Here is a 22,212-nt window from a genome sequence, read left to right as displayed (position 1 = left end):
GAGTCACCGCGAGAGCTGCCGGGACTCATCATGAGCGGATTAGCTTTCGAGAAACTGACGAGTTTGCGAAGAGTTCACAAAGGGGTAGCCGCAGTCATGTTCTTCAGAGCTGCGGGAAATCCTCAATGTTCATTTCTTGCCCAGCTCAGGCTTCCCGCCAACGCTATCCTGTTGTGGGATGTCAGAAGAATAAGAAGCATCCGGTCGTCCGTCGCGAACGACCGTAGTGGAGGAGCCGCGAAACAAGATCAGCACTGATTCCTTTGGCGTTGCCGCTATGTGAGTCTGCGCCTGCGCCTGCGCCACCAAGCCGTTAAAGGTCTGCTCCACGAGTGCGACGAAGCGCGGTGGACCGGAAACGAAGACGAGGCCATTGCCTGGCACGGGTTTGACCACATAGCGCTCGTCGGAGATATCAAGCTTGTCGAGAGCCCCCTTGAACGCATCGAAGCGAATCGACGTCATCAAAAGCATTCGAGTTTGCGATTCTTGTGCAGCAGACACATAGAGCACAAGGCCGTCATAGTACCATTGTAGACCGTAAAGGTTCGTCAAGCGGTCGAGGAACGCGCGCGGTGGCAAATCAGGCATACGTCCGCGAATTCGCCCCTTCACCGCAGGACTGATGTTGACCCTGATATTCAGGTTGTTGCCGAATTCCTGCAACGCTGCAGCGAGCTCCTGATCCAGAACCGTGTATCTATAGGGTGTCGCCGGAAGGGACAGCGGGACTGCATGCGCCGGGTGAATCCCGGTGGACAGAAAAAACCCGGCACAAAGAAGTCTCAAAACATGCAGGGTGACGGGTTGGATAAGCGTTCTCGGCATGTCGCACTGATAAACCAAACGCTGAAATCATCACAAGTGACTAAATTGCCGAAGAGATTTTAGATTGTCGAAATGACGCCGCCGCTAGTCAGCTTGTTGTCAGCTTGCCCCCCTAGGAGTGTTGCGCCGACACCGGGTGATGAATGGGCGGGGCTCGCCCGGTCAGAGAGAGCAACCGAGTCCTTACATGATGATGCCTGTCACGTCGATCTCTGCCACTCTAACGGCTGGCCTCCCCAGGGTCGGATCACCGTCGATTGTCGAGCAGGCCCAGTTTGAGCGCGCCTTAGGGCATGCAGCCGACTCGCTGAAAAACGATGCCGCCGCGGGGCCAGCGAGTGCGGCGCCAGTTGCTTCGGCGATGGATGTTCAGCGCGCGGCTGCGCCGACGAGCGGCATGGGCGATCGCGTGTTGCAGACGATTTCCTCCCTATATCCACACAACACTCTTTCCTTCCCCGCGCTCGACCATGACATAGCCCTTTCGAAGGGCGCTCTACCGGGACCGGCGCAGAAGCTTCCCGTTCCAGGTGAGGCGGGAACCGGAATCTCGGGCATTCCCCAACAAGGGCAAGACTTCGAAACGATGATGGCTGGTCTTCGGGATGTTTACAACGGCGTCACCCAGGTGGCGCTTATCTCCAAAGGCGTCAGCGGCGTCACATCATCCGTGAATAAACTTTTGAAGGAAGGCTGAACCGCGCGCATGATTGGCTTGGCCGAGGGCGAAATCATGCGTGGCCTGTCAGGGTGGCGGTCGGTTAGACTTGTCATGCTGCCAGTTCTCGTCGCCCTCACTGCTTGCAAAGCCGACCTCTACACGCAATTGCAAGAGCGTGAGGCAAATGAAATGCTCGCACTTCTTGAAGACAACGGGGTCGCCGCGATCCGGGTGGTCGCCAAGGATGGAACCAGCACGATCCAGGTTGACGAAAAGCTGCTCGCCTTCTCAATCAACCTTCTGAACGCCAAGGGGCTGCCGCGCCAATCCTTCAAGAACCTCGGTGAGATATTCCAAGGATCAGGCCTGATTGCCTCGCCGACCGAAGAGCGTGCCCGTTACGTGTATGCCCTGAGCGAAGAGTTGTCGCGGACGATCAGCGATATCGATGGCGTTTTTTCTGTACGTGTTCACGTCGTGCTGCCGCATAACGACCTTGTGCGAGCCGGTGCCACGCCATCCTCGGCCTCGGTGTTTATCAGGCACGACGCAAAAACAAATGTCGCGGCTCTGCTGCCAAAGATAAAGATGCTTGTAGCCGACAGCATCGAAGGCCTGTCCTACGATAAGGTGGAAGTGGTTTTGGTGCCGGTAGAACGGTCCGCACACGAGCAACGGCCCGATCCGACTGCTGTTTTGCCACAAGCATCACTACCTCTTCCTGCGCCACTTCTGGCGACCGTAACAGGTTTTGCCGCAGCCGTATTCGGCGTGGCCTGTTATCTCTTGATCGGCGTTGTTACGCGTCGGCGCAAGCAATCAACCGGCGTTTCCAAGGTCGAGGGGCGCCGGGATGCTTCTGCTGTCGAGGCCATTCGCAAAAGAATGCCTGCAATTGGACGTGGGTGACATCTCATTGCCAATGCCTATACAGACCGCCCGACCTGATGGTCCGCACTTTCCGGGCGCGAGCGAGCTTGCGGCTTCGGCCCATCCAACCCGTCTTGCGGCGCGTCTTGATCCAGCGTTATCGGCCGAAACGTTAGTGAAGTTGCAGAAGTGTTCCAGACTGCATCCAAGGCTGGCAGAATTGCTGGGCAACGATGACGTGGATCTGAACCACATCGGCTGCAGGCCGGACCTTCTACGCGGGCATGATCCATATCGAGCGGCCCTTCTTGCTGGTAGTATCTGGCATGCCCGTTCGCTGGTCGCGTTTGTCTCTCAGCCTGAGCTTGCCATCCTTGTTAAACGCATCGGCGTGGAGGCACACGCATTCGGAATCCGACACCTGCTGCATGCTGTTGACAAAAGACTGATCTCGGACCCAGAAAAACTCGCTCAGCAAATCGAATACGATGGACACGCATGTCTTGGGGCTTGGCTCCAGGACAGTTCAGCTACCGAGCGTAACCGCGTGCTTCTTCGATTGCCCGAGGGGACTGCCGCGGAGACTCCAGCACCTGAGCATTGGACCGCCGCCGGCCAATTGCTTTCACTTGTAGTAGCTCATTTTGAGACAGAGACCCCGGTGAAATGACAGTCGAACTTTCCGAGGGGCCAATAGCGCCGCAGATGCGTCCAGTCGGACCACTGATACCCGCGAGCGAGCTCGAAACCTGGCACAGCGCCGCGCAAGCCCTTGCCGCGGCAGAACGGCATCGGCAGCGCGTTCGAAACTGGGCACGCGCGGTTTACCAGCGGGCGTGGGCGCGCGGCCACATGGAGGGCTCGAATGCAGGCACCGAGGAGATGGCAGGGTTGATTGCGGAGACAATCTCCGAAATCGCGCGACGAAAGGCGGCTCTGGAGCAGGAATTGCCGCAGCTCGTGATGGAAATATTGAGCGATCTTATCGGCGCTTTCGATCCGGGCGAGCTATTGGTGAGGGCTGTTCGTCACGCCATAGAGTGTCAATACAGCGGCGCCGACGTTTGCCTTCATGTTTCTCCCATGCAAGTCGACATGCTTGCACGAGAGTTTGCTCGATGCGACGGCCAGGATGGTCGACCAAGGGTGCGGATCGAGCCCGACCCGACATTGTCGCCGCAACGCTGCGTGCTGTGGAGCGAGTACGGCAATGTTGACCTTGGACTTGACGCCCAGATGCGCGCGCTGCGCCTTGGTTTCGGGACGCTCTGTGAGAAAGGCGAGCTATGAGAAAGCCCGTCCCAGAACATAACGCTGACGCCGACACTCGAGCTCTCGTTCCAGCAATCTCGTCTTTGAGGGCTGCGGCCAAGCGAATTGATACGCGTGCGGTGCGCGGTCGGATCACGCGGGCTATCGGCACACTGGTTCATGCCGTCTTGCCAGACACTCGTATTGGGGAACTTTGCCTCCTAGAGGACCCGCGAACCGGGCTGTCGCTCGAGGCCGAGGTGATCGGCCTGTCGGGTGATGGTGTATTGCTGACACCGATCGGGGACTTGGTGGGCCTATCCAGCCGCGCAGAGGTCGTGGCCACTGGCCGAATGCGTGAGGTGCCCGTCGGCGGCGATTTGCTCGGTCGCGTGATCGACAGTCGTTGCCGCCCATTGGACGGCAAAGGCGAAATCAAGACCGTCGAAACTCGGCCCCTGCATGGCAGAGCCCCCAATCCGATGACGAGGCGCATGATTGAGCGGCCATTCCCGCTTGGGGTCCGTGTCCTCGATGGTCTGCTGACGTGCGGCGAGGGCCAGCGGATCGGGATTTATGGCGAGCCAGGTGGTGGCAAGTCGACGCTGTTGTCACAGATCGTAAAGGGTGCCGCCGCTGACGTCGTCATAGTGGCGCTCATAGGCGAACGTGGACGGGAAGTTCGTGAATTCATCGAAAGGAATCTTGGTGAAGAGGGCCTTCTCCGTACAGTCGTCGTGGTTGAAACATCCGACCGCTCGGCGGTAGAGCGTGCGCAATGCGCTCCAATGGCGACTGCGCTCGCGGAATATTTCCGCGATCAAGGCCTACGCGTTGCTCTCATGCTGGATTCGCTGACGCGCTTCTGCCGCGCTATGCGCGAAATAGGCCTTGCTGCGGGTGAGCCGCCGACGCGACGGGGCTTTCCTCCTTCCGTTTTTGGCATGCTGCCAGGCCTGCTCGAGCGCGCCGGCATGGGTGAGCGGGGCTCAATCACGGCCTTCTATACGGTGCTTGTAGAGGGTGATGGCACGGGTGATCCAATCGCCGAGGAATCGCGTGGTATTCTCGATGGCCATGTCATCCTCTCACGCGCTATTGCGGCGCGATCGCATTTCCCCGCTATTGATGTGCTGCAGAGTCGCAGCCGCGTCATGGATGCAGTCGTTTCGGGGACACATCGCAAGGCAGCATCCATTTTCCGCGAGCTCCTGTCGCGCTATGCCGAGACCGAGTTCTTGATCAATGTTGGCGAATACAAGCCAGGTGGAGATCCCCTGACTGACCGGGCTGTCGCGTCAATCGACGAACTGAGGGAGTTTCTGCGCCAGAGCGAAGATGACGCGTCAGATTTCGAGGAGACGGTCGCATGGATGTCGCGTCTGACCGCGTAAACTGGATTCAGTCTTCGAGGTTACGGCTTCTGAAGGAAATGCAAGAGCGTCGTGCCCTTGGCGAGCTGTCCAAGAAGGAAGCCCAGCGCGATGTGGCCGCCTCAGCCGTACAAAATGCCTCTAGGGAGCTTGCAATGATACAGCAACATTGTTCAAGAAAAGAAGCAGCGCTCTATCAGCATCTGATGTCACTCGACAACTTGTCTAGCGCAGCGCTCGACCGTCACCGCCTTCACACTGAACAGCTTGCCGCTGAGATCAATTCCAGACGGCAGATGCTTGATGATACCCAAATCGCTCAAGAGGAGGCTGAGATGGCGGCGTCCAGGACGAGGGAGCTATGGGTCATATGTTCGGCGGCAAGGGACAAATGGCAACAAATCGAGGACGACGTGCGGCGCGCCGTCGAGACTCATTCGGAGGCCGCAGCCGAGATCGAGGCCGACGATGAGATACTGCTGAAATATGCGAGGGGGTCGCTTGCCTAAATGCCGCGCAACCGGATCCGACGGTCGCAAGAGGTCGTCCGAATGACACGACCGTGCAGTCTTTGATAGGCGCTGCGGTCACACCCGCCATGTTCGAACCAGTTCTGAAACTGTCCCACACGGTTGTCTCGTGGCTCAATGATACAGCAGCGCCGCGCACGCCGTTTCAAAGCCGGATCAACGAGGTGCCGCTATCGGTGCGAACGGCAGGGCTTGTCTGGCAGCAGGAACCTGCTGCCATTCCGATGCTTGACTGCGTCTGGAGAGTGGGAGCCGAAACGGTCATCTTGTCACTGTCGCGCCCGCTCGTAGAGGAGTTCATCACGACAGTGCAGAACGGCTTGGCCTTCCCTTCCGAGCCAACTGCTTCGCTAATTCTCGAACTCGCTCTGGAGCCGCTTGTCACTCGACTGGAGGAGACGACGCGTCTGAACGTGCAACTCGTGCGGGTATGCGAAGCCACGATGCTGGCTCCTCATCTTGAACTCGACATCATTTTCGGCGCGGTCAAGGGCAAGGGCCGTCTATTCCTGTTCACGCCACTTGACGGCTTAGTACCGCCTGCGTTTCGCGCGCTAGGCGAACTGCTTGCCCAGTTGCCGCGGCAGCTGGGCGGGCTGCCTCCAGAGCTCCCGCTCATTGTTGCAGGAGAGGTCGGCACGCTTCGCCTTCCTGCGGCGCTTCTTCGAAGCGCATGTGTCGGTGATGCATTGTTGCCCGATATTGCGCCGTTCGGCCGCGGCCAGATCACCCTAGCTGTCGGCCAGTTGTGCGCCGAGGCGGATCTTGACGGCGATGAATTAATCTTGCGGGGGCCTTTCCGCCCGCGACCGTGTCCTTTGGAGAGTGCGCATATGACACAACCCGGATCGCAACTGGAGCTTACTAAGGATCTCGACGATGTCGAGATCGTGCTTGTCTTTGAATGCGGCCGCTGGCCTATTTCTCTTGGGGAATTAAGAAGTGCCGGCGAAGGGCATATTTTTGAACTTGGATGGCCGATCGACGGCCCGGTCGACATAGTGGCCAATGGTCAGCGTATCGGGCGTGGCGACATTGTCCGCATCGGAGAAGAGCTGGGCATCAGGCTGCGTGGCGGGTTTGCATGCAATGAGTGAAGCTCAGCCGACAATCCTGGCGCTTCTTGCGGTTACCGCCGGACTCGGTCTGCTGGTTTTAGCAGTTGCCACGACAACGGCCTTTGTAAAGGTATCAATTGTTCTTTTCCTCGTCCGCAATGCGCTCGGGACCCAGACCATACCACCCAATGTGGTGCTGTACGCCGCGGCGATGATCCTCACTATGTTCGTTAGTGCGCCCGTTGCTGAGCAGACCTATGACCGCATGTCGGATCCCAAGCTCCACTATCAGACATTCGACGACTGGGTAAGCGCCGCTAAAGCCGGAAGTGAGCCCTTGCGCGAGCATCTCAAGAAATTCACAAATGAAGAGCAGCGGCGATTTTTCCTATCTTCGACAGAAAAGGTCTGGCCAGAGGAAATGCACGCTGCAGCCACGCCTGATGACTTTGCAATACTTGTACCATCTTTCTTGCTATCGGAATTGAAGCGTGGATTTGAGATAGGATTTCTACTTTATCTGCCTTTTATTGTTATAGATCTGATAGTGACAACTATCTTGATGGCGATGGGCATGTCGATGGTCTCACCAACTGTTATATCTGTCCCGTTCAAGATCTTCTTGTTTGTTGCCATTGATGGTTGGTCAAAATTGATGCATGGGCTTGTGCTGAGTTATACGTTACCGGGAGGCTGATCATCACTGAATCCAGCATCATTACTCTTATGAGCCAATCACTGGTGGTTTTCATGATCTGGATTCTACCGCCGCTCATTGCATCAGTGGTTGTCGGCCTCGTCATCGGCATCCTCCAGGCGGCGACGCAGATCCAGGATGAAAGCTTGCCGCTCACCGTGAAGCTTCTGGTCGTTGTCGCGGTGATTGGGCTGTTTGCTCCTGTGCTAAGCGCCCCGCTCATAGAGCTAGCCGATCAGATCTTCACCGAGTTTCCCGCAATGACACTTAGCTACTAGTCCGCCCCATGGACGCGCCATCGGCCGATATTCAAATTCTGATCCAGACGGCTCTCGAACTCGTCGTTGCGGCAGGTCTTGGGGCAGCCCGCGCGATGGGCATCATGCTGATCTTTCCCGTATTCACACGCTCGCAGATCAGTGGGCTGATCCGGGGCTGTTTGGCTGTTGGCTTCGCACTACCATGCCTGGCACATGTCAGTGGCGGATTGCCGGCGCTGGATCCTGATACACGCCTGATCCAGCTAACCCTGCTCGGATTCAAGGAAGTTTTTGTCGGTGTACTCCTTGGCACTTTTCTTGGCATTCCGCTTTGGGGCCTTCAGGCTGCCGGGGAGCTTATCGACAACCAACGCGGCATCAGCAGCCCGACCGCTTCGGCCGATCCCGCGACGAACAGTCAGGCTTCCGCGATGGGCGTTTTTCTGGGGATCACTGCGATTGCCATATTCGTCGGATCAGGAGGCCTGGAAACTTTGATCAGTGTCCTGTACCGCAGCTACTTGATCTGGCCGGTGTATCAGTTTCACCCGACACTGAGCGGGCCAGGAGCAATGGAGTTGTTGGGGCTTCTCGACAGCATAATGCGCACGGCATTATTGGTATCGGGGCCTGTCGTGTTCTTCCTGATACTGATTGATGTATCGATGATGCTGCTGCGTCGCTTTGCCCCGCAATTTAAGGCGAGCCAACTGTCTCCGGCAATCAAGAACATTGTCTTTCCAGTTCTCATGGTCACCTACGCTGCCTATCTGGTGGAGAGCATGAAACTGGAGGTCACACGTGCCAACGGCGTGCTGGAGTGGTTCGACAAATTGCTGCCATGAGCGACACAAGTGAAGAGAAGACACACGCCGCCAGCCCGAAGAAGTTAAGTGAAGCGCGCAAAAAAGGACAGCTGCCACGTAGCTCCGATTTCGTCCGCGCGGTCGGGACTTGCGCTGGGCTCGGCTACCTTTGGCTAAGAGGCAGCGTGATCGAGGACAAATGCCGGGAAGCGCTCCTATTAGCCACCAAGTTGCAGAGCCTACCTTTCGATACCGCGGTGCCGCAGGCATTGGTTGTGCTCGTCCAACTCACCGTCGCGGCTGTTGGCCCGCTGCTTGGAACCCTCGTCGCCGCGGTGATTTTGGCCAGCCTGCTAGCCAATGGTGGATTTGTCTTCTCTCTGGAGCCGATGAAGCTCAGCTTTAAGAAAATTGACCCCTTTGAAGGGCTGAAGCGCTTGGGGTCTGCTCGTTCCATGGTCGAAGTCTGCAAGACCATGTTCAAGGTATTGGTTCTCAGCGCAACCTTTTCCATTGTCCTTCTCGGGATGTGGAAGACAATGGTCCCTCTGCCGATCTGCGGCATGGGCTGTGTTGGCCTCATCTTTATGGAGACAAAATTGCTGATGGGAATTGGCGCCGGCGCACTGCTGGTCGGCGGACTGATCGATCTCCTGCTCCAGCGCGCGTTGTATCTGCGCGAAATGCGCATGACCAATACCGAAGTGACGCGCGAGTCGAAGGATCAGCAAGGAGCGCCAGAGTTGAAAGGTGAACAGCGTCGCATCCGCGAGGAGGCGGCCGACGAGCCTGCGCTTGGCGTGCATCGCGCCACGCTGGTCTTAACAGGAAGGGCGGTCCTGATCGGTCTGCGTTACGTTCGCGGTGAAACCGGGGTGCCGTTCTTAGTTTGCCGTGCCGAAGGTGAGCGCGTTTCACATGTGTTGAGCGAGGCGCGGGCACTACGCCTGACGATCGTCCATGACCATGTCTTAGCGCGTCAGCTGATAGGCACTACAAAACTCGGCCACGCGGTTCCTATGCAATATTTCCAGCCTGTCGCGAAAGCATTCTTTGCCGCAGGCTTGGCCTAGTCATTAGAAGTCCACGACTGCCAGTTCAAAACTGACCTGGCTCCATGCTAGTGGCAAATGTCGGCTGGCCATCCGTGCCCCAGTGTCCCTGTCAGGCCAACCGCGCAACCGCGGGCCTGGGGCAATCACTCCCCTCGGATCTGCCACCCAGCAACTACGGCAAGTCCTCCGGGCATGACCTTGCAGCCTCTGCTGGCCGGTGCGTGGCGCAGTCCGAGGTTTTGAGGCCGGCAGTACGGATTTGATTGGTGCAGCCGTTGGAATGCCCTCGTCAGCTAGTCGTCAACTAAGCGCCCTATGTTGAACAGCCGTGCTAACTTGAGCTCGGTTGCGAAACATAGGAGTACGAATCGTCATGTATGGTCGAATTGGTGGCTCATCCGATAGTTACCGCGCGCATAATGCCGGCGAGCAATCGGATGCAGGAAGCGAAGGGTTCGCGGACACATTTGCCCGAATGCACTTATCCGGATCGGAAGGTAGCGGCGCCTCATCATCGGCGGCTCCCCAAGCATACTCCCTCAATTCCCGACCTCCTGTGGTGGAGATCAACAGGACTTCCTTCAGGAGACAGGTGAGGCAATTTCATGGTGATGAAATCACGCACATCGCCGACAATCCTCAAGAGTATTCAGAGTTCGTATCGTCACGAGCCAGGCGCACCGCGGACGTTGCTCAGCAATATGGCATCCGTCGAGATACGGAGCACGCGCGATATTTCAGTTACCAATTGGGAGACCGGAGTGCCGGACTGCTGAGAATGGAAGGCGGATTCAGCATGAACGAGTTCGAATCGGAAAGTTGGCGGGAACAATTTCCTGGTCGAACTGAGGTCACCTCCATAGTGGATCTTCAAGTCGCCCATCCGCTCGTCGAAAATGCGGGCGATATTCTGCTGGAGCATCAACTTCGGATAGACGGCGACCGACCGTTGCTGAATTGGCGTGCGGCTAATCCGGAAGCACAAGCGCGCGCGCAGACGATGGGGTTTGTTGAAGTGGATCATGGCGACCTGGTGCTTGACCCTACGCAGCATCCCGACAAATGGACGAAGAACAGTGCCGGTGAGTGGCAGCGTGCAGGCAAACCTCCACTCTATCTCCACAAAACCGAGGACAGCGACAGCAGCGATAGCGGGTCCGACGACGATTTCATGTGATTTGTCGACCCGCCGCCGAGCCTTGCAACTGGTGACGGTTGCAAGGCTGTTGGCAGTGAATGCTAATTGTCCGGCGACAGCCCCGCCTTAGCGCCAGCGCCGCCGAGCAATCCAGCCCATCTCCCAGACAATAAACTGCGGATGCGCATCGTGGGTGCTTGCGAGCGGATTGTATTCGGGCCGGAACTCCGCCTCTTGGATACGAGCTCTCCCGAATCCAATTTTCTCCACCACACCGTTGGGTCGTTGCGATGCGCCGATCCCGATCGGATCGGCTATGCCTGCTCCGCGCTCGCAGGAAGACCTTCCGCCTCGATCTTGGCGGCGCGATCTCGGCGATAAGTTGGATGGGAGGCAAGATACGCCGCCACGTCAACAGCAGGTAACGCGACATCGCAAATCGGCCCTGACGGTAGCCGATCGACTCCAATCGCCGGACCGCAACTCGCGCAGCGGCATTCGCGGTTTGGCCAGGAGAAATGCTCGCTGACTCACAGCGTGGCCGGCCGCATTCTGCCCTAGACCCCAAAGTACGTGCCCTGTCATGCAGCCTGCGCCGACGGGAGCTCGGCACGCGAATTGCGTGGTTGGCGGCCAAGCCCCGAGGTCAACAAAGACTTACAGAAAGCGGGGGTGAGTTTGCCGCGATGAATTATGACCTTCTCGCGACCGGACCTAGCATCGGCTTCCTCTCGCTCTCGATTGTAGCCGCGCTGTTCGTTGGATTTAACGTGGCAAGCGGTGAATTCGGAATCAGCCAGCCCTTCTAAGTTTCTGGCCAAGACGGGGCGACTCGTGTGGATGTGCACCCACATCGGGCTCGGCATCGCACCATTGACCAGCATCTTGGGCTGCAGCTTCATCTCAAACAGCTTTCCTGGCTCGCCACGCAGCGCGACCGGTGCCTCCGGCGGCATCAATTCGTCGGCATTGCACAAATGTTCCAGGTATTTTTGCGCCGGAAATGCGTAGGTCTTCATGCAATCAGTCGTAATGCCGGCTTTTCCTTCATTCAATGCGTTGGCCTGTCCCAGCACCATGTTCAGCAACCCTTTGAGCTGGTCTGTGCGTTCGTGCACTTTGGGTAGCTGGGTGGAGGTGAGTAGCAGGCGTACATTACGCCCCTGCAACCCGGCGAGACAGGTTTGCATCTCAATGGCCTGGGCTCGCAGGTACTGGGCCACATCGTCCACGACCTTACCGGCCTCCTCAGGCTTCATCTGGCGCACTTGGGAGACGACGCTTTGCTGACCGGCCAGATCGAACTGCAAAAGTTCGTCCAATCGTTTGAGCCGCTCCGTCAATACCTCCATTGACAACGCGGCGCCCCCGATTGTCGAGCCTGCCCCCGACGAACTCGCAGCCACCTCTTGCGCTCTCACCTGTGTACTCGCAACTTGATCCGAGCGCGCGAGAACCTTGGCTGCTGGCACTGTGCCGGCGTTCGCAGTGACTGGTGTTGATGGCTGCCCGGCGGCAGAAGTCCCGGCGCGAGCTGCCGACTTATGCTTTGACTTCCCTTTCCTTCGCGCTGTAGTGCCTTCTGACACTGCAGCCGTACCAGCAGTGTCAGCCGGTATCGCAGCGCCTGCCCTGGCCGGCATCGCAGCGCCCGCCTGGGCCTGTGGCGCCATGATGGCTGACGGCGGAGACTGCAGGTTCAACAAGTGCATGGCATCGTGCGCAGTGATCCATGCATCGTCCACGATCCGTTCGAACAGTTTCAATGGGAGGCCGGCATCTGGGTAGGTATGGCTTAGCTTGGTATGCACCTCGTGCAACGCCAATCCAAAATCCGAAAGCCGCTCCATGATTTTTTCTACAACCGCGCAATCATGAGCGTTGAGTGTTTTGCCATCCATTATGCCCTTCGCCAAAGAGAGGGCGCGAAGAGCTTCTTGAGCGGCGCTTGCCATCAGCTGCACCACTCCATTTCGACCGACGAGGAGTTCCTTCAAATCTGGCTCGAACCTGCTCGCCCGCAGTTCAATCTTGGCCCGCGCAAGACCGATCCGCTCACGGACCAGCCAGATCCTGACACTCAGTACCGAGCCGGCACGCAGCCGCAGTGCGCACCGCTCGGCTTCCCGCATCACGGGCGTTCCACTGGATAGGCTAGCGGTGGCAGCGCAGGCGGATCGCTGTCGTTCGGAGCGCCATGCCTTTTTTTCCCACCACTTAATTGCCGCCGTATGGTGGTTCTCCACATTTAAAATCAACAGCTCCTGCCGGTCCGCCTGGGAGTAGGAGTAGAGTCTATCGACCATACCTGCCGCTATCTTGGTCTTTTGGTCCAATTTCGTGATCGTCGACAGGCCAAGTTGGTCTACTTCATTCGCGGCGTCGCACACGATCTGGCAACATCTACGCACCTTGTCGTCTGGCATAATTGTCTGCGCCTCAGCCGCAGGCAGGCTAGCGCGGTACTCCAGAATTGCTGAGGCTGCACCGACGACCCGACTGATCAGCTCCACCGCCTCCTCGGGAACGTCGGTTTTCCTGGCGGCAGCCTCGCAATCAGTCAGTTGTTGAACAAGACTGTTCATTCTGAGCTGTGTCGGACTGATATCTTCATTTGACGATGAGCTGGTGCCTTCCACCTGCGCGGTTGATAGTTGGCTACCGACCGGCGCCATGGCTTCGCCCTCAGACATGGAGGGAGAACCGCGCCGCCTTGCGGCTGCGCCACGTGGCGCTACGGTTCCGCGTGGTGGCGCAGCGGCTCCACGTGGCGGTGTGTTCAGGATTTGATCTTCGCCAATCGAGGCGCCTGGCAGACTTTCGCGGGCATCGCCTGGACCGCGCGCAACTGGAAGGGAGGAGGGCCTCCTATCGGCGTCCCCAGAGCGCATCTGCTCCACAACGGAATCGAATGACTGTCCACCTTCTCCCGCAGCAAGACTTGATTGCGAAAGGGAACTGCTCGCCCGCCCCGCGCGGCTGGCTCCAGTTTCAGCCTGCGATTTCCGTGGTCGGCCAATGCCCTTCATATTGCGTCTCCGTAGTAGGCGAGAATGTGCTGCTATTGTGCTGGCGGCTGACGAGACCAGCGGCATCTTTCGGTTAACGTCACGGTCAGCCAGACCCGCGACGGCGTAATGTTCCCGCCAAAGTGCTTCTCAGTAGCAGGCCAAGATTGGCCCGAGCTCACAGGACTTTCGCAACGTTGCCATCGATGTCCTGAGATTATCAGCGCTTCAGTCCGCCGATTTCCAGGAACAGCGAATGAAATCAGACCAACTCGGCCAGCTCCCCTTCCTAGACACGTGCCTGACGATTTTATTGATGCGTCACTCCTCTCGTTCGCCACCGACAAAGTCACACATTTGCTTCAGAGAAGCGTGTGCGTTGCGTATCGCGCGGGAAACCATTTCGATCTATAGTTACAAAAAGTGTCGAGACGGGACCTTTGGATCCGAAGGTCAGGCACGGCCGGCCTAGATAGACCGCTTGGCTGACGATTAGCTGACGATGGGAGTTCTCACGAACAGGGCAAGAAAATCCGACCGCTTCAAGCTTTCGATATGGTGAGAAGAGGATCCGCACCGGCCTCCCAAAGCCGGCAGACCATCCCATGTTCGTACGGTCGCCGACCTTCTCGAGGCCAATGAGCTCACCGCGCCGGGCCGTGATGTGCAGGCGAGAGAATGGTGATGCAAAGACCGAGTTCCTGCTCGTTGCGTGCGCCCGTGGAGCCAGCAAGAATACGGTCATTGCGGTCATGCAGCACGTGGACCGTGTCTCCTGTTCGACACCACAGCATCGAGATGCAAACGAGCTGCTGCGGCTGCCATTCGGTCGCGGCATGCGTGGACGGCGGGATTGGCCGAACAGCCGAGATCGTGGTCGACTGTTCGATGCGAGAGCAACATCCTGCAGAGCATACGGTTTTTGCGCTGGCCGGTTTTTGTCAAAAGCCGTCAGGTTCTCGAAAGCTCCCGCCCTTAGCTTGATCGAGGTTAACCTTTAACACGTCGCCGCCAATGGCAAATGCCGGAGTACCTGATGATAGCAGCAATTGGGAGTGGAGTTGGCAACCTCGGGACTTCCTTGATCCGAAAGGGCCATGGGGATTCGAAATCCGAGCATTCTGGTGATGGCAAGCCGGCTGATGGCAATGATGGCAAGCCAGCTGGTGGGAATGATGGCAAGGCAGCTGGCGGGAACGATCGGGCGGATAACCGGACCGTTTCAAATGATCAACTTCAAGACAACTCACAGTCTGCAGCACAAAGTGAAGCCTTCCAAAGTATCCTGCGATCGTTCGCGTTCCAATTCGCGAACGATGCGATGGCTGAGGCCGATGAAGCTTTGGATGACACAGAAGATGCCTGACGCGGGAAAATCCGGCGTGAGGTCATACAGGCCGTTATTGACGGCACAACTCCAACAGAAAAAGGAATGATCATGGCTGCAGTTGATAATAATAAAAAATCAGGCAATACCAATACCAGTAGCGCCGGCAATACCGATAAAACTAACAGTGGCACTCCCGGCAATACAAGCGGAGCTGATGCTACTGCTTTTCAGGCGCAAGTGCAGGAACTAACCAATGTTAGCTTGGAGGCGACGAAAAGGAGTGTCCAGTTGCGCACTCTAACGACCAATCTCCAGACCATCAAGAAGGCCGCCGACGAACGCGTTTCGTAATGTCGGAAGCGGGTTTTAGACTGCCCCCTAGCGCGTCTCCTTATTGACGCGACGTAGTCCCGAAATGAGCCGCATGGCAATTGCCATGCGGCTTCTATCCTGTTTGAGAGATGCTCTGTGGATGACGCCGTTTCCCTCCGTTTCGAAGTGCGTTCGGGGCACTATTGCGGTCTGACCGGCAAGACGGATCTTCAAAAGTGTTTAATCGGCAGCGGCTTCGATGCCGATTTGGTCTTTGTCGAGCAGGGACTGGCACCGCATCACCTTCGTGTAACTCTTCTTGGCAAGTCGATCGAACTGGAGGCGCTTGCACCCGGAATCAGTATCGAGGGCAACCGGAATATCGCCGCAGGCCAGTCCGTTGTTGTGCCCCTTCCTGTCGTCCTGCTCGTAGGCGAGATGTCCATTGCTTTGTCCGTGCAGGATGCAGAGCCGCCTGGTTCGACCGGCATACCGCGCCTACCGATCGGTGTGCTCGCCATGGTCATAATCAGCTCACTCGGGATCGGCGCGCTTTCAGGCACGATCTCCTATCTTGGCAATGCAAGTGGATCGAGCCCCAATTCACTTCGGGCTGAAGTCGCGTCCAGAACGATCAGTCACCGCGCTGACAATGAACTTACGGAGGCAGCGGCCCAAGAGCTGCAGGAGGAAGTCGATCGAGCGGGTCTTCTCGACGTCAAGATTGGGTCGGCAAAGGGTGTTGTGACCGCCGAAGGCACCGTCACGTCTGAATCGGTCATCAGCTGGCAGAAGCTTCAGCAATCGTTCGATCGTCGCACCAAGGGTACTCTAACACTGGTGAACGGAGTGCTCATCAAAGAGGAGAAGGCGCCATCCGCAATCGCGGTCGAAGCTGTGTGGCATGGGGTCCAACCATATATTGTCATCGACAGCGAGAAGTATTTTGTCGGCGCCATTTTGGCTGATGGATGGGTGGTCGAACGTATTGAGGACAGCCGTGTGCTGCTGAGCAGGAATGGCCGCATTGCTGCTCTCCAATATTGAAAGCTCGCAGGCCCCATCAAGCAGCACTCTATGGCCAGCCAAACATCCTGCCGCGCTCGGTGCTGACAAGCTGGCTGCGTTGGAAACATTTGCTGCCCAGCCATTTCGCGCCTGCTTGTGGCTCTCATGCAGGGTCACGCGCTGGCCAAGGCTGAGGCGCCTTCGGAGTTCGAAAGCCACGTTTCATGGCGTAACAGCAGAGTAAGTCTCAACCGATTGCAAAGGTGTCTCGATGGCCAACGTCCTGCGTGACTTCATCAAGCGTGCGCCGGCCAGCCCGGATTTAATGGTTGCGTTGATGCTGCTTCTGGCTGTCGCGATGATGGTCATGCCTATCCCGGTCGTGGTGGTCGACGCCCTGATAGGATTCAATATGGGGTTGGCCATACTGCTGATGATGGTTGCCCTGTATGTCAGTACTCCACTTGATTTTTCCTCTTTGCCCGGCGTTATTTTGATTTCCACTGTATTCCGTCTCGCGCTCACGGTCGCAACGACGCGACTGATTCTGGCCGAGGGGGAGGCCGGCAGCATTATTCATACTTTTGGCGATTTCGTCATTTCAGGCAATATCGTGGTGGGTTTCGTCATATTTCTGGTCGTCACCATGGTGCAATTCATGGTCCTCGCGAAGGGTGCCGAACGGGTGGCAGAAGTGGCGGCGCGTTTCACGCTGGATGCTCTGCCGGGCAAGCAAATGGCGGTCGACGCAGAGCTACGCAACGGCCACATCGATGCCAACGAATCCCGCCGGCGGCGCGCCGAATTGGAGAAGGAAAGCCAACTCTATGGCGCGATGGACGGCGCGATGAAATTTGTGAAGGGCGATTCCATCGCCGGGCTGGTGGTTATCTGCATCAACATGCTGGGTGGAATTTCGATCGGCCTGCTCTCCAAGGGCATGTCCTTCGGCGAGGTACTGCATCACTACACTCTGCTGACGATAGGCGATGCATTGATATCGCAGATTCCGGCCCTTCTGCTCTCCATTACTGCGGCGACCATCGTCACCCGTGTGACTGGGACGGCGAGGATCAACCTCGGTACAGAAATGGTCAGTCAGCTCACGGCCAGCACTCGAGCCTTGCGACTGGCGGCCGGCGTCCTGGTTGTAATGGGGTTCGTTCCTGGGTTTCCCCTCCCCGTCTTTCTGATGCTGGCCGCAGTGTTCGCTGCGGTAAGCATTGTCAAGGCTGATGTGCTGGGCGCCGGCACTGCCGATGCGAAAGGTGGAACTGCAGCGGAGCCTAAGCAAGCCGCGCCTGCGAAGGAATTCCCGATCGCATTTTTTCTAGCGCCAGATCTTATGCAGGCGGTCGATCAAGCCGAATTGCAAAAACATATTGGGCGCGTTTCGCTCCTGGTCACAGCCGATCTGGGCATTATCGTTCCTCGCATCCCTGTCTTGGTTGACGAGCAGCTGCCTGAATCGCAATTCCGAATTGATGTCGAGGGCGTGCCAGTCGAACAGGACGCCTTAGATCCAAACCAGATGGCGCTCCGAGCCGATGTAGCGCACGTCGACTCGAGCGGTGTCCCCCTTAGACGTGAGCCGAAAACGGACAGACTCCCGGTTGAACATACCCCTGCAAAGGCCCTTACGGGCGCCGGCACGGAGCATAGGGCTCCCGGCGAACTCCTCGCCTTGCGCGTCCATGCAGCGTTGACCCGCTACGCACCGCGATTGGTGGGCATCCAAGAGACCCGACATTTCCTGGGCCGAATGGAGCAGGAATATTCTGAGCTTGTGAAAGAGGTGCTACGCACGACGCCGATTCCTCGGATTGCCGATGTTCTGCGCCGCCTCCTGGAGGAAGGTATCCCAATCCGCCACACCCGTCTCGTGTTGGAGGCATTGGCCGAATGGAGCGAGCGTGAGCAAAACGTTGCCCTGCTGACGGAATATGTCCGTTCTGGTTTGAAGCGACAGATCTGCCACCGCCATGCCAACACGGAGGGCATCGTGTCCGCCCTGGTCGTCGAGCGCGAGAGCGAGGATGTGATGCGTGGCGCGGTTCGAGATTCGGATGCAGGCCCCTATCTCGCACTGGAGGATCGGCAAAGCGAAGCGATGCTATCACAGATACGTCAGGTCCTTTCGAACGCAGAACCGGGTCAAACCCGCCCTATTCTGTTGACGTCGATGGATGTCCGACGTTTCGTCCGCGGCTTTCTGACGCGAAACGGGGTTGATCTCGCCGTGCTGTCTTATCAAGACCTCGCCTCCGACTTTACAATTCGCCCCGCAGGATCCGTCACACTCCCGCACGGATCGAACAGCGGATTGTTAGAGTAGTCCCACCTTTCCTAACTGAACGCCACGCGCCTCCCCGATAACTGAGAGATAACATGAATAGTAATACAGTTTCTCCATCGCCTATGTTTCTGCGCCGGAACTCACTTCTTTTTGCCGTACTCGCCATTCTGCCTTTGGGCGGTTGCGCCAGCTGGCAAAAGCCGGCTCTTTCCGTGCAGGAGACATCTTCCCCCGAGTTGCTCAGCGCCGATCAAATCGATCCGGCTATGCGCGAACGCATTTTGCGCGAAGTTGGTCAGGATGTTCAAGAGCGGGCTTTGCGGGATGAGGTGAAGCAGCACCCGGACAATGTTGATGCGGCGATACGACTTACAAATGCCTTGGTGGGCCAGAAGCGCCCGCACGAAGCGGTTGAGGTGCTCGACAGCGTCTTGGTCGCAGCCCCAGGAAACGTACGTGCATTGAATGCGAAGGGCGTGATTTTGGACATTGAGGGGCGGCATGACGCGGCACAGGCCCTGTATCGGCGAGCTCTCGAAAACGAGCCAGGCAATCAGATGGTGCAGCATAACTTCAATCTGTCGCTTGCCTTTAACGGCAAGTCCGAACAACCAAGGTTAGCACGATCGCAATAGGTGGGCACAGTGCATGCGCAGCCTGTTCCCCGGCTCGAACACGCGCTCGGCTCCCATCATAGATGGCCCCCTGAAGAGAGCCATATCTATGCAAAACAGTTGCTCCAGATCTGGCCGGCAGAGATCGGCAGGAGAGCCGGATGACATCACGCGGCCACCCGCAAGGCCACCCGCCTCGCTTCGTTGCCAGAGCGCCCTCTCCCTCGCCGGTCACCGTCTCGCAATGCGGCGACCTGGCTTAAGGCGGTCGACGGAGCGCCCGATGCAGTAGCCATGAAGACGTAACGCAGCGATGGACCCGCCGGATCGTGTCGCGCTTGTGCTGGCCGTCCCTGCCATTACAGCACGGTGATTGTAGCTGGATCATATTCTAGAGGCATCGATGGTGTGGATGCCTTCGATCCAAACAATCGATTTGTTGAATTCGTCCGCCTGAGGAAATTAGCTGCGGCGATCCGACTTCCGACGCCTGCAGGCGCAAAACCAACAGCGTGAGCGCTGCGGGTCCGGAGGCAGGCTGCAAAGTGCAATCACCAGCGCTGATAAGCGGCAAGTGAAGAATGTATCGCTCGGGCGACTCCTGTGTTGTGCACGGTTGCCCCGCGACGTGAACTGTAGCAGCTTGGCAGCTCAGCGTTCACGAAAGGAGAAAAGATTTGGGGCCAAGCAAAGACCGGCTTTTTTGATTGTCTTGCTGTATCGCTATGGTGGGGCGGGCGCGAACGCTCCCATAATTCAATACGCTGCCTTTAGCGATGGACGATGACGGGATGCGTCGCCGAGACTTCAATGGTGGAGGAGCAGCGCACCCGTCGATCCATTTGCTTTCAGCGGCAACCGCCACTATGAAGCGACACTTCGCCCAACTGTGTTTCAAGCTGCCCGGAGAAGTTTATGACAGAAGAACCCCACAAGACCGACATCCTCATCGAGCTCACTGCCGATGTTGTATCAGCCTACGTCTCCAACAACCCCGTCCCGGCGGGGGAGCTTCCTGCCCTGATCGCCCAAGTGCACGGGGCTCTAAACGGCACGGCTGGACTCATACCGGCAGAAGAGCCTGTGCCTGTAAAAAAACCTGCTGTCCCGATCAAAAAGTCGATCGAACCGGACTACATCATTAGCCTTGAAGACGGCAAGAAATTCAAATCGCTAAAGCGCCATCTGGCGACGCACTATGGTCTGACCCCAGACGAATATCGCGCCAAATGGGGTCTGCCGTCGGATTATCCCATGGTGGCGCCGAATTACGCCGCTGCGCGCTCCGCCTTGGCCAAGACCATGGGACTCGGCCGCAAACCGAAAGAGCCGGAAGCCCCAGCCACGGCGCCGGCGAAACGGACCCGCAAGAAGGTCGCAGCCTAAATCCGTATCAACAGTCGTTCGGACGCGCAGCAGCCGTTGGCCCAATCTGCGCGGAATCAAAGGGCGGGGATGAGCCCCGCCTTTCCCGTCCAAGAGCCTCATTTCCAGAGTAATTCATGATGGCTCCAGCAATCCCTGCCGCGGCATTAACTTGCATGCTCCGTCCCGGGTTTCGAGCCGTCAATGCGTTCCGGCGATGACGAACCTTGCCAAGGCTTTCCCGGACCGTTAGCCAGCCTTGCTGAGGCTGCCTGCAGAGGACTTTCCCGTGCGGCGATCCTGTTCCACCTCGTAGTTGATCTTCTGGCCCTCATTAAGGGTCGACAGGCCCGCTCGTTCAACAGCGGAAATGTGGACAAAGACATCCTGACCGCCGTTGTCAGGCTGAATAAAACCAAAACCCTTCGTGCTGTTGAACCACTTCACCGTTCCAGTCGCCATATCCATTCCTTTGTAATAAGTCGCAACTTAGGCAGGCCATTCACGCCAGCCTGATTTGTACACGAGACTTTAGGCGCATCAAAATCGGAAAATTGCAAGGCCCACTCGATCGCCTGATCTCCAGCAGCAACTGCAACATATGCGAGGCGCGTGCCAGACGAGGCGTATGCCAGACGTTTCGTCGTGCGCTGTCGCTCGAACGTTGACAGAAACAATGACACACCTTGCAAACTCGGCACATCTTGTGGACGTGCTCGGGTCGCTTCTCGACTGCGATACCCGCTCCTGACCGGGTATCGTCGGCCAAAATGAGGGTTTTTGTCATGTGCCGCCAGACCGAAAGATCAGGCGCGCAGCGACCTGCACATTCAAACCGGAACCCGCGAACCTCGATTAGCTTCTGCCTGCTCCGAAGGGCGGTAGCCTGCTCTGAGGCGGGCCACTGTCGGGTTGAAAACCAACTGTCGGGTTCGGAACCCCAGATTGTCGGCAAGGTACGCACCGCCCACTGGTTGGCCAAAGGGGCACTGGCTCCTGATCCTGCCGCCATGCTCGCCCGATCTCAACCCGATCAAGACAGGTCTGCTCAAAACTCAAGGCGCGGCTGCGGAAGAAGGCGGCCAAAACTTTCGACGCTCTCTGCGGAACTCTCGGCGATATCTGCCAGCTGTTGGAGCCAAATCAAAAACCATTAATTGCGACAGGTGATTTTATGACATTCATTGCGAAGAGGCCAGAATGAACAGCGGAAGAGAGTAGCAGCTCTCTGGTCGCGGCGAGGTGGATCGTCGACACGATCGGCACCTGGCCCGTGCGGGGATCGCACCGCAGCCAGCACCAGAGCCAGACCTTGACCGCTTGCCTTGCTCAGGCGCCACAACAACGAGTGGCTGGAAGCAGATCCACGTGAATTCAGCGATATCGATCAGACGATGCTTACCCTCATGAAAGCCGATCCCGACGCTGTCCAGCGCCGCGAAATCCTGACCAGCATATGGCGCATCGGATGCCACCGCCTGCACACTCACCATCGACATGCCGGAACTCGGAACCAAAGGCCGCAAGCCTCGCCGGCCTCGGCAAAATGGAGCGGCCGCGCCTTCTCCGGGGCGGCCGGGCCAATGTTCGCCAGGCCCTCTACATGCCCGGCCCTTCGCCCTGCGCTTCAACCCCGACCTCAAGGCAAAATACCAGGCGCTAAAGGCGGCAGGCAAACCCGCAAAGGTCATCATCTTTTTGCGAAAGCTCCTGATCCTAGCAAACGCTCTCCTCAAGGCGCAGCGAAAATGG

At 57.7% G+C, this 22,212-nt stretch carries 21 protein-coding genes; 18 read left to right on the top strand and 3 right to left on the bottom strand.

Going from position 1 to position 22,212, the window contains the following annotated elements; genetic code table 11:
* Window positions 1-129 precede the first annotated feature (129 nt).
* Window positions 130-828 (bottom strand): secretin N-terminal domain-containing protein, encoded by a 699-nt coding sequence (locus tag RQ479_RS25080; protein ID WP_024505367.1) that lies wholly within the window; start codon window positions 826-828, stop codon window positions 130-132.
* A 187-nt stretch (window positions 829-1,015) separates the two neighbouring features.
* Here RQ479_RS25080 and RQ479_RS25075 point away from each other — a divergent pair, with 187 nt between their 5' ends.
* The 12 genes from RQ479_RS25075 to RQ479_RS25020 all read left to right on the top strand — a co-directional run bounded on the left by RQ479_RS25075 (window position 1,016) and on the right by RQ479_RS25020 (window position 10,566).
* Window positions 1,016-1,525 (top strand): nodulation protein NolB, encoded by a 510-nt coding sequence (locus RQ479_RS25075; RefSeq protein WP_376702832.1) that lies wholly within the window; start codon window positions 1,016-1,018, stop codon window positions 1,523-1,525.
* A gap of 9 nt (window positions 1,526-1,534) precedes the next feature.
* Window positions 1,535-2,398, top strand: a complete 864-nt coding sequence (sctJ, locus tag RQ479_RS25070) for a type III secretion system inner membrane ring lipoprotein SctJ (protein ID WP_127248569.1) — start codon at window positions 1,535-1,537, stop codon at window positions 2,396-2,398.
* A complete protein-coding gene (locus RQ479_RS25065; RefSeq protein ID WP_335930789.1) occupies window positions 2,391-3,029 on the top strand; it encodes a nodulation protein NolU in 639 nt (212 codons plus the stop codon). The genes sctJ and RQ479_RS25065 overlap by 8 nt, the downstream gene beginning before the upstream one ends.
* Entirely contained in the window at window positions 3,026-3,649 is a 624-nt protein-coding gene (gene sctL / locus RQ479_RS25060; RefSeq protein ID WP_024505371.1) for a type III secretion system stator protein SctL, read from the top strand. Before RQ479_RS25065 ends, sctL begins: the two co-directional genes overlap by 4 nt.
* Window positions 3,646-5,004, top strand: coding sequence for a type III secretion system ATPase SctN (gene sctN / locus RQ479_RS25055; RefSeq protein WP_024505372.1), 1,359 nt, complete (start codon window positions 3,646-3,648; stop codon window positions 5,002-5,004). The genes sctL and sctN overlap by 4 nt, the downstream gene beginning before the upstream one ends.
* Window positions 4,980-5,492, top strand: a complete 513-nt coding sequence (locus RQ479_RS25050; protein WP_032899688.1) for a hypothetical protein — start codon at window positions 4,980-4,982, stop codon at window positions 5,490-5,492. The genes sctN and RQ479_RS25050 overlap by 25 nt, the downstream gene beginning before the upstream one ends.
* 89 nt (window positions 5,493-5,581) lie before the next feature.
* Window positions 5,582-6,610 carry a type III secretion system cytoplasmic ring protein SctQ gene (gene sctQ, locus RQ479_RS25045; protein WP_095769044.1) on the top strand — a complete coding sequence of 343 codons (1,029 nt, stop codon included), beginning with the start codon at window positions 5,582-5,584 and terminating at the stop codon, window positions 6,608-6,610.
* On the top strand, window positions 6,603-7,268 hold the full coding sequence (gene sctR, locus RQ479_RS25040) for a type III secretion system export apparatus subunit SctR (protein WP_029354851.1): 666 nt from the start codon (window positions 6,603-6,605) through the stop codon (window positions 7,266-7,268). Before sctQ ends, sctR begins: the two co-directional genes overlap by 8 nt.
* 29 nt (window positions 7,269-7,297) lie before the next feature.
* A complete protein-coding gene (locus tag RQ479_RS25035) occupies window positions 7,298-7,546 on the top strand; it encodes an EscS/YscS/HrcS family type III secretion system export apparatus protein (RefSeq protein WP_081714428.1) in 249 nt (82 codons plus the stop codon).
* An 8-nt stretch (window positions 7,547-7,554) separates the two neighbouring features.
* Window positions 7,555-8,373, top strand: coding sequence for a type III secretion system export apparatus subunit SctT (gene sctT, locus RQ479_RS25030; RefSeq protein ID WP_128289090.1), 819 nt, complete (start codon window positions 7,555-7,557; stop codon window positions 8,371-8,373).
* Entirely contained in the window at window positions 8,370-9,407 is a 1,038-nt protein-coding gene (locus tag RQ479_RS25025) for an EscU/YscU/HrcU family type III secretion system export apparatus switch protein (RefSeq protein WP_024505377.1), read from the top strand. Before sctT ends, RQ479_RS25025 begins: the two co-directional genes overlap by 4 nt.
* 355 nt (window positions 9,408-9,762) lie before the next feature.
* A complete protein-coding gene (locus RQ479_RS25020) occupies window positions 9,763-10,566 on the top strand; it encodes a hypothetical protein (protein WP_024505378.1) in 804 nt (267 codons plus the stop codon).
* A 542-nt stretch (window positions 10,567-11,108) separates the two neighbouring features.
* Here the strand turns inward: RQ479_RS25020 and RQ479_RS25015 are convergent.
* Complete coding sequence (locus tag RQ479_RS25015; RefSeq protein ID WP_245486681.1) at window positions 11,109-13,220, bottom strand: hypothetical protein; 2,112 nt, start codon at window positions 13,218-13,220, stop codon at window positions 11,109-11,111.
* 1,351 nt (window positions 13,221-14,571) lie between these two features.
* Here RQ479_RS25015 and RQ479_RS25010 point away from each other — a divergent pair.
* The 6 genes from RQ479_RS25010 to RQ479_RS24985 all read left to right on the top strand — a co-directional run bounded on the left by RQ479_RS25010 (window position 14,572) and on the right by RQ479_RS24985 (window position 20,481).
* The gene (locus RQ479_RS25010; RefSeq protein ID WP_081714433.1) at window positions 14,572-14,901 is read left to right on the top strand and encodes a hypothetical protein; all 330 of its coding nucleotides are present in this window, start codon (window positions 14,572-14,574) and stop codon (window positions 14,899-14,901) included.
* Window positions 14,902-14,973: 72 nt separating this feature from the next.
* A complete protein-coding gene (locus RQ479_RS25005) occupies window positions 14,974-15,216 on the top strand; it encodes a nodulation protein NopA (RefSeq protein WP_224570034.1) in 243 nt (80 codons plus the stop codon).
* Window positions 15,217-15,333: 117 nt separating this feature from the next.
* Window positions 15,334-16,224 (top strand): hypothetical protein, encoded by an 891-nt coding sequence (locus RQ479_RS25000; protein ID WP_127248571.1) that lies wholly within the window; start codon window positions 15,334-15,336, stop codon window positions 16,222-16,224.
* Between the two features lie 232 nt (window positions 16,225-16,456).
* A complete protein-coding gene (sctV, locus tag RQ479_RS24995; RefSeq protein WP_063169272.1) occupies window positions 16,457-18,520 on the top strand; it encodes a type III secretion system export apparatus subunit SctV in 2,064 nt (687 codons plus the stop codon).
* A gap of 53 nt (window positions 18,521-18,573) precedes the next feature.
* Entirely contained in the window at window positions 18,574-19,116 is a 543-nt protein-coding gene (locus tag RQ479_RS24990) for a tetratricopeptide repeat protein (RefSeq protein WP_082826568.1), read from the top strand.
* Window positions 19,117-20,010: 894 nt separating this feature from the next.
* Entirely contained in the window at window positions 20,011-20,481 is a 471-nt protein-coding gene (locus RQ479_RS24985; protein WP_024505385.1) for a MucR family transcriptional regulator, read from the top strand.
* Window positions 20,482-20,709: 228 nt separating this feature from the next.
* On the opposite strand, the gene RQ479_RS24980 is transcribed toward RQ479_RS24985, so the two are convergent.
* Window positions 20,710-20,922 carry a cold-shock protein gene (locus RQ479_RS24980; protein WP_008874821.1) on the bottom strand — a complete coding sequence of 71 codons (213 nt, stop codon included), beginning with the start codon at window positions 20,920-20,922 and terminating at the stop codon, window positions 20,710-20,712.
* Window positions 20,923-22,212: the final 1,290 nt, after the last annotated feature.

Origin of the sequence: Mesorhizobium sp. ISC25 (assembly GCF_042295465.1) — a bacterium.
Lineage (GTDB): Bacteria > Pseudomonadota > Alphaproteobacteria > Rhizobiales > Rhizobiaceae > Mesorhizobium.
This window is presented reverse-complemented; position numbering and strand designations above follow the sequence as displayed.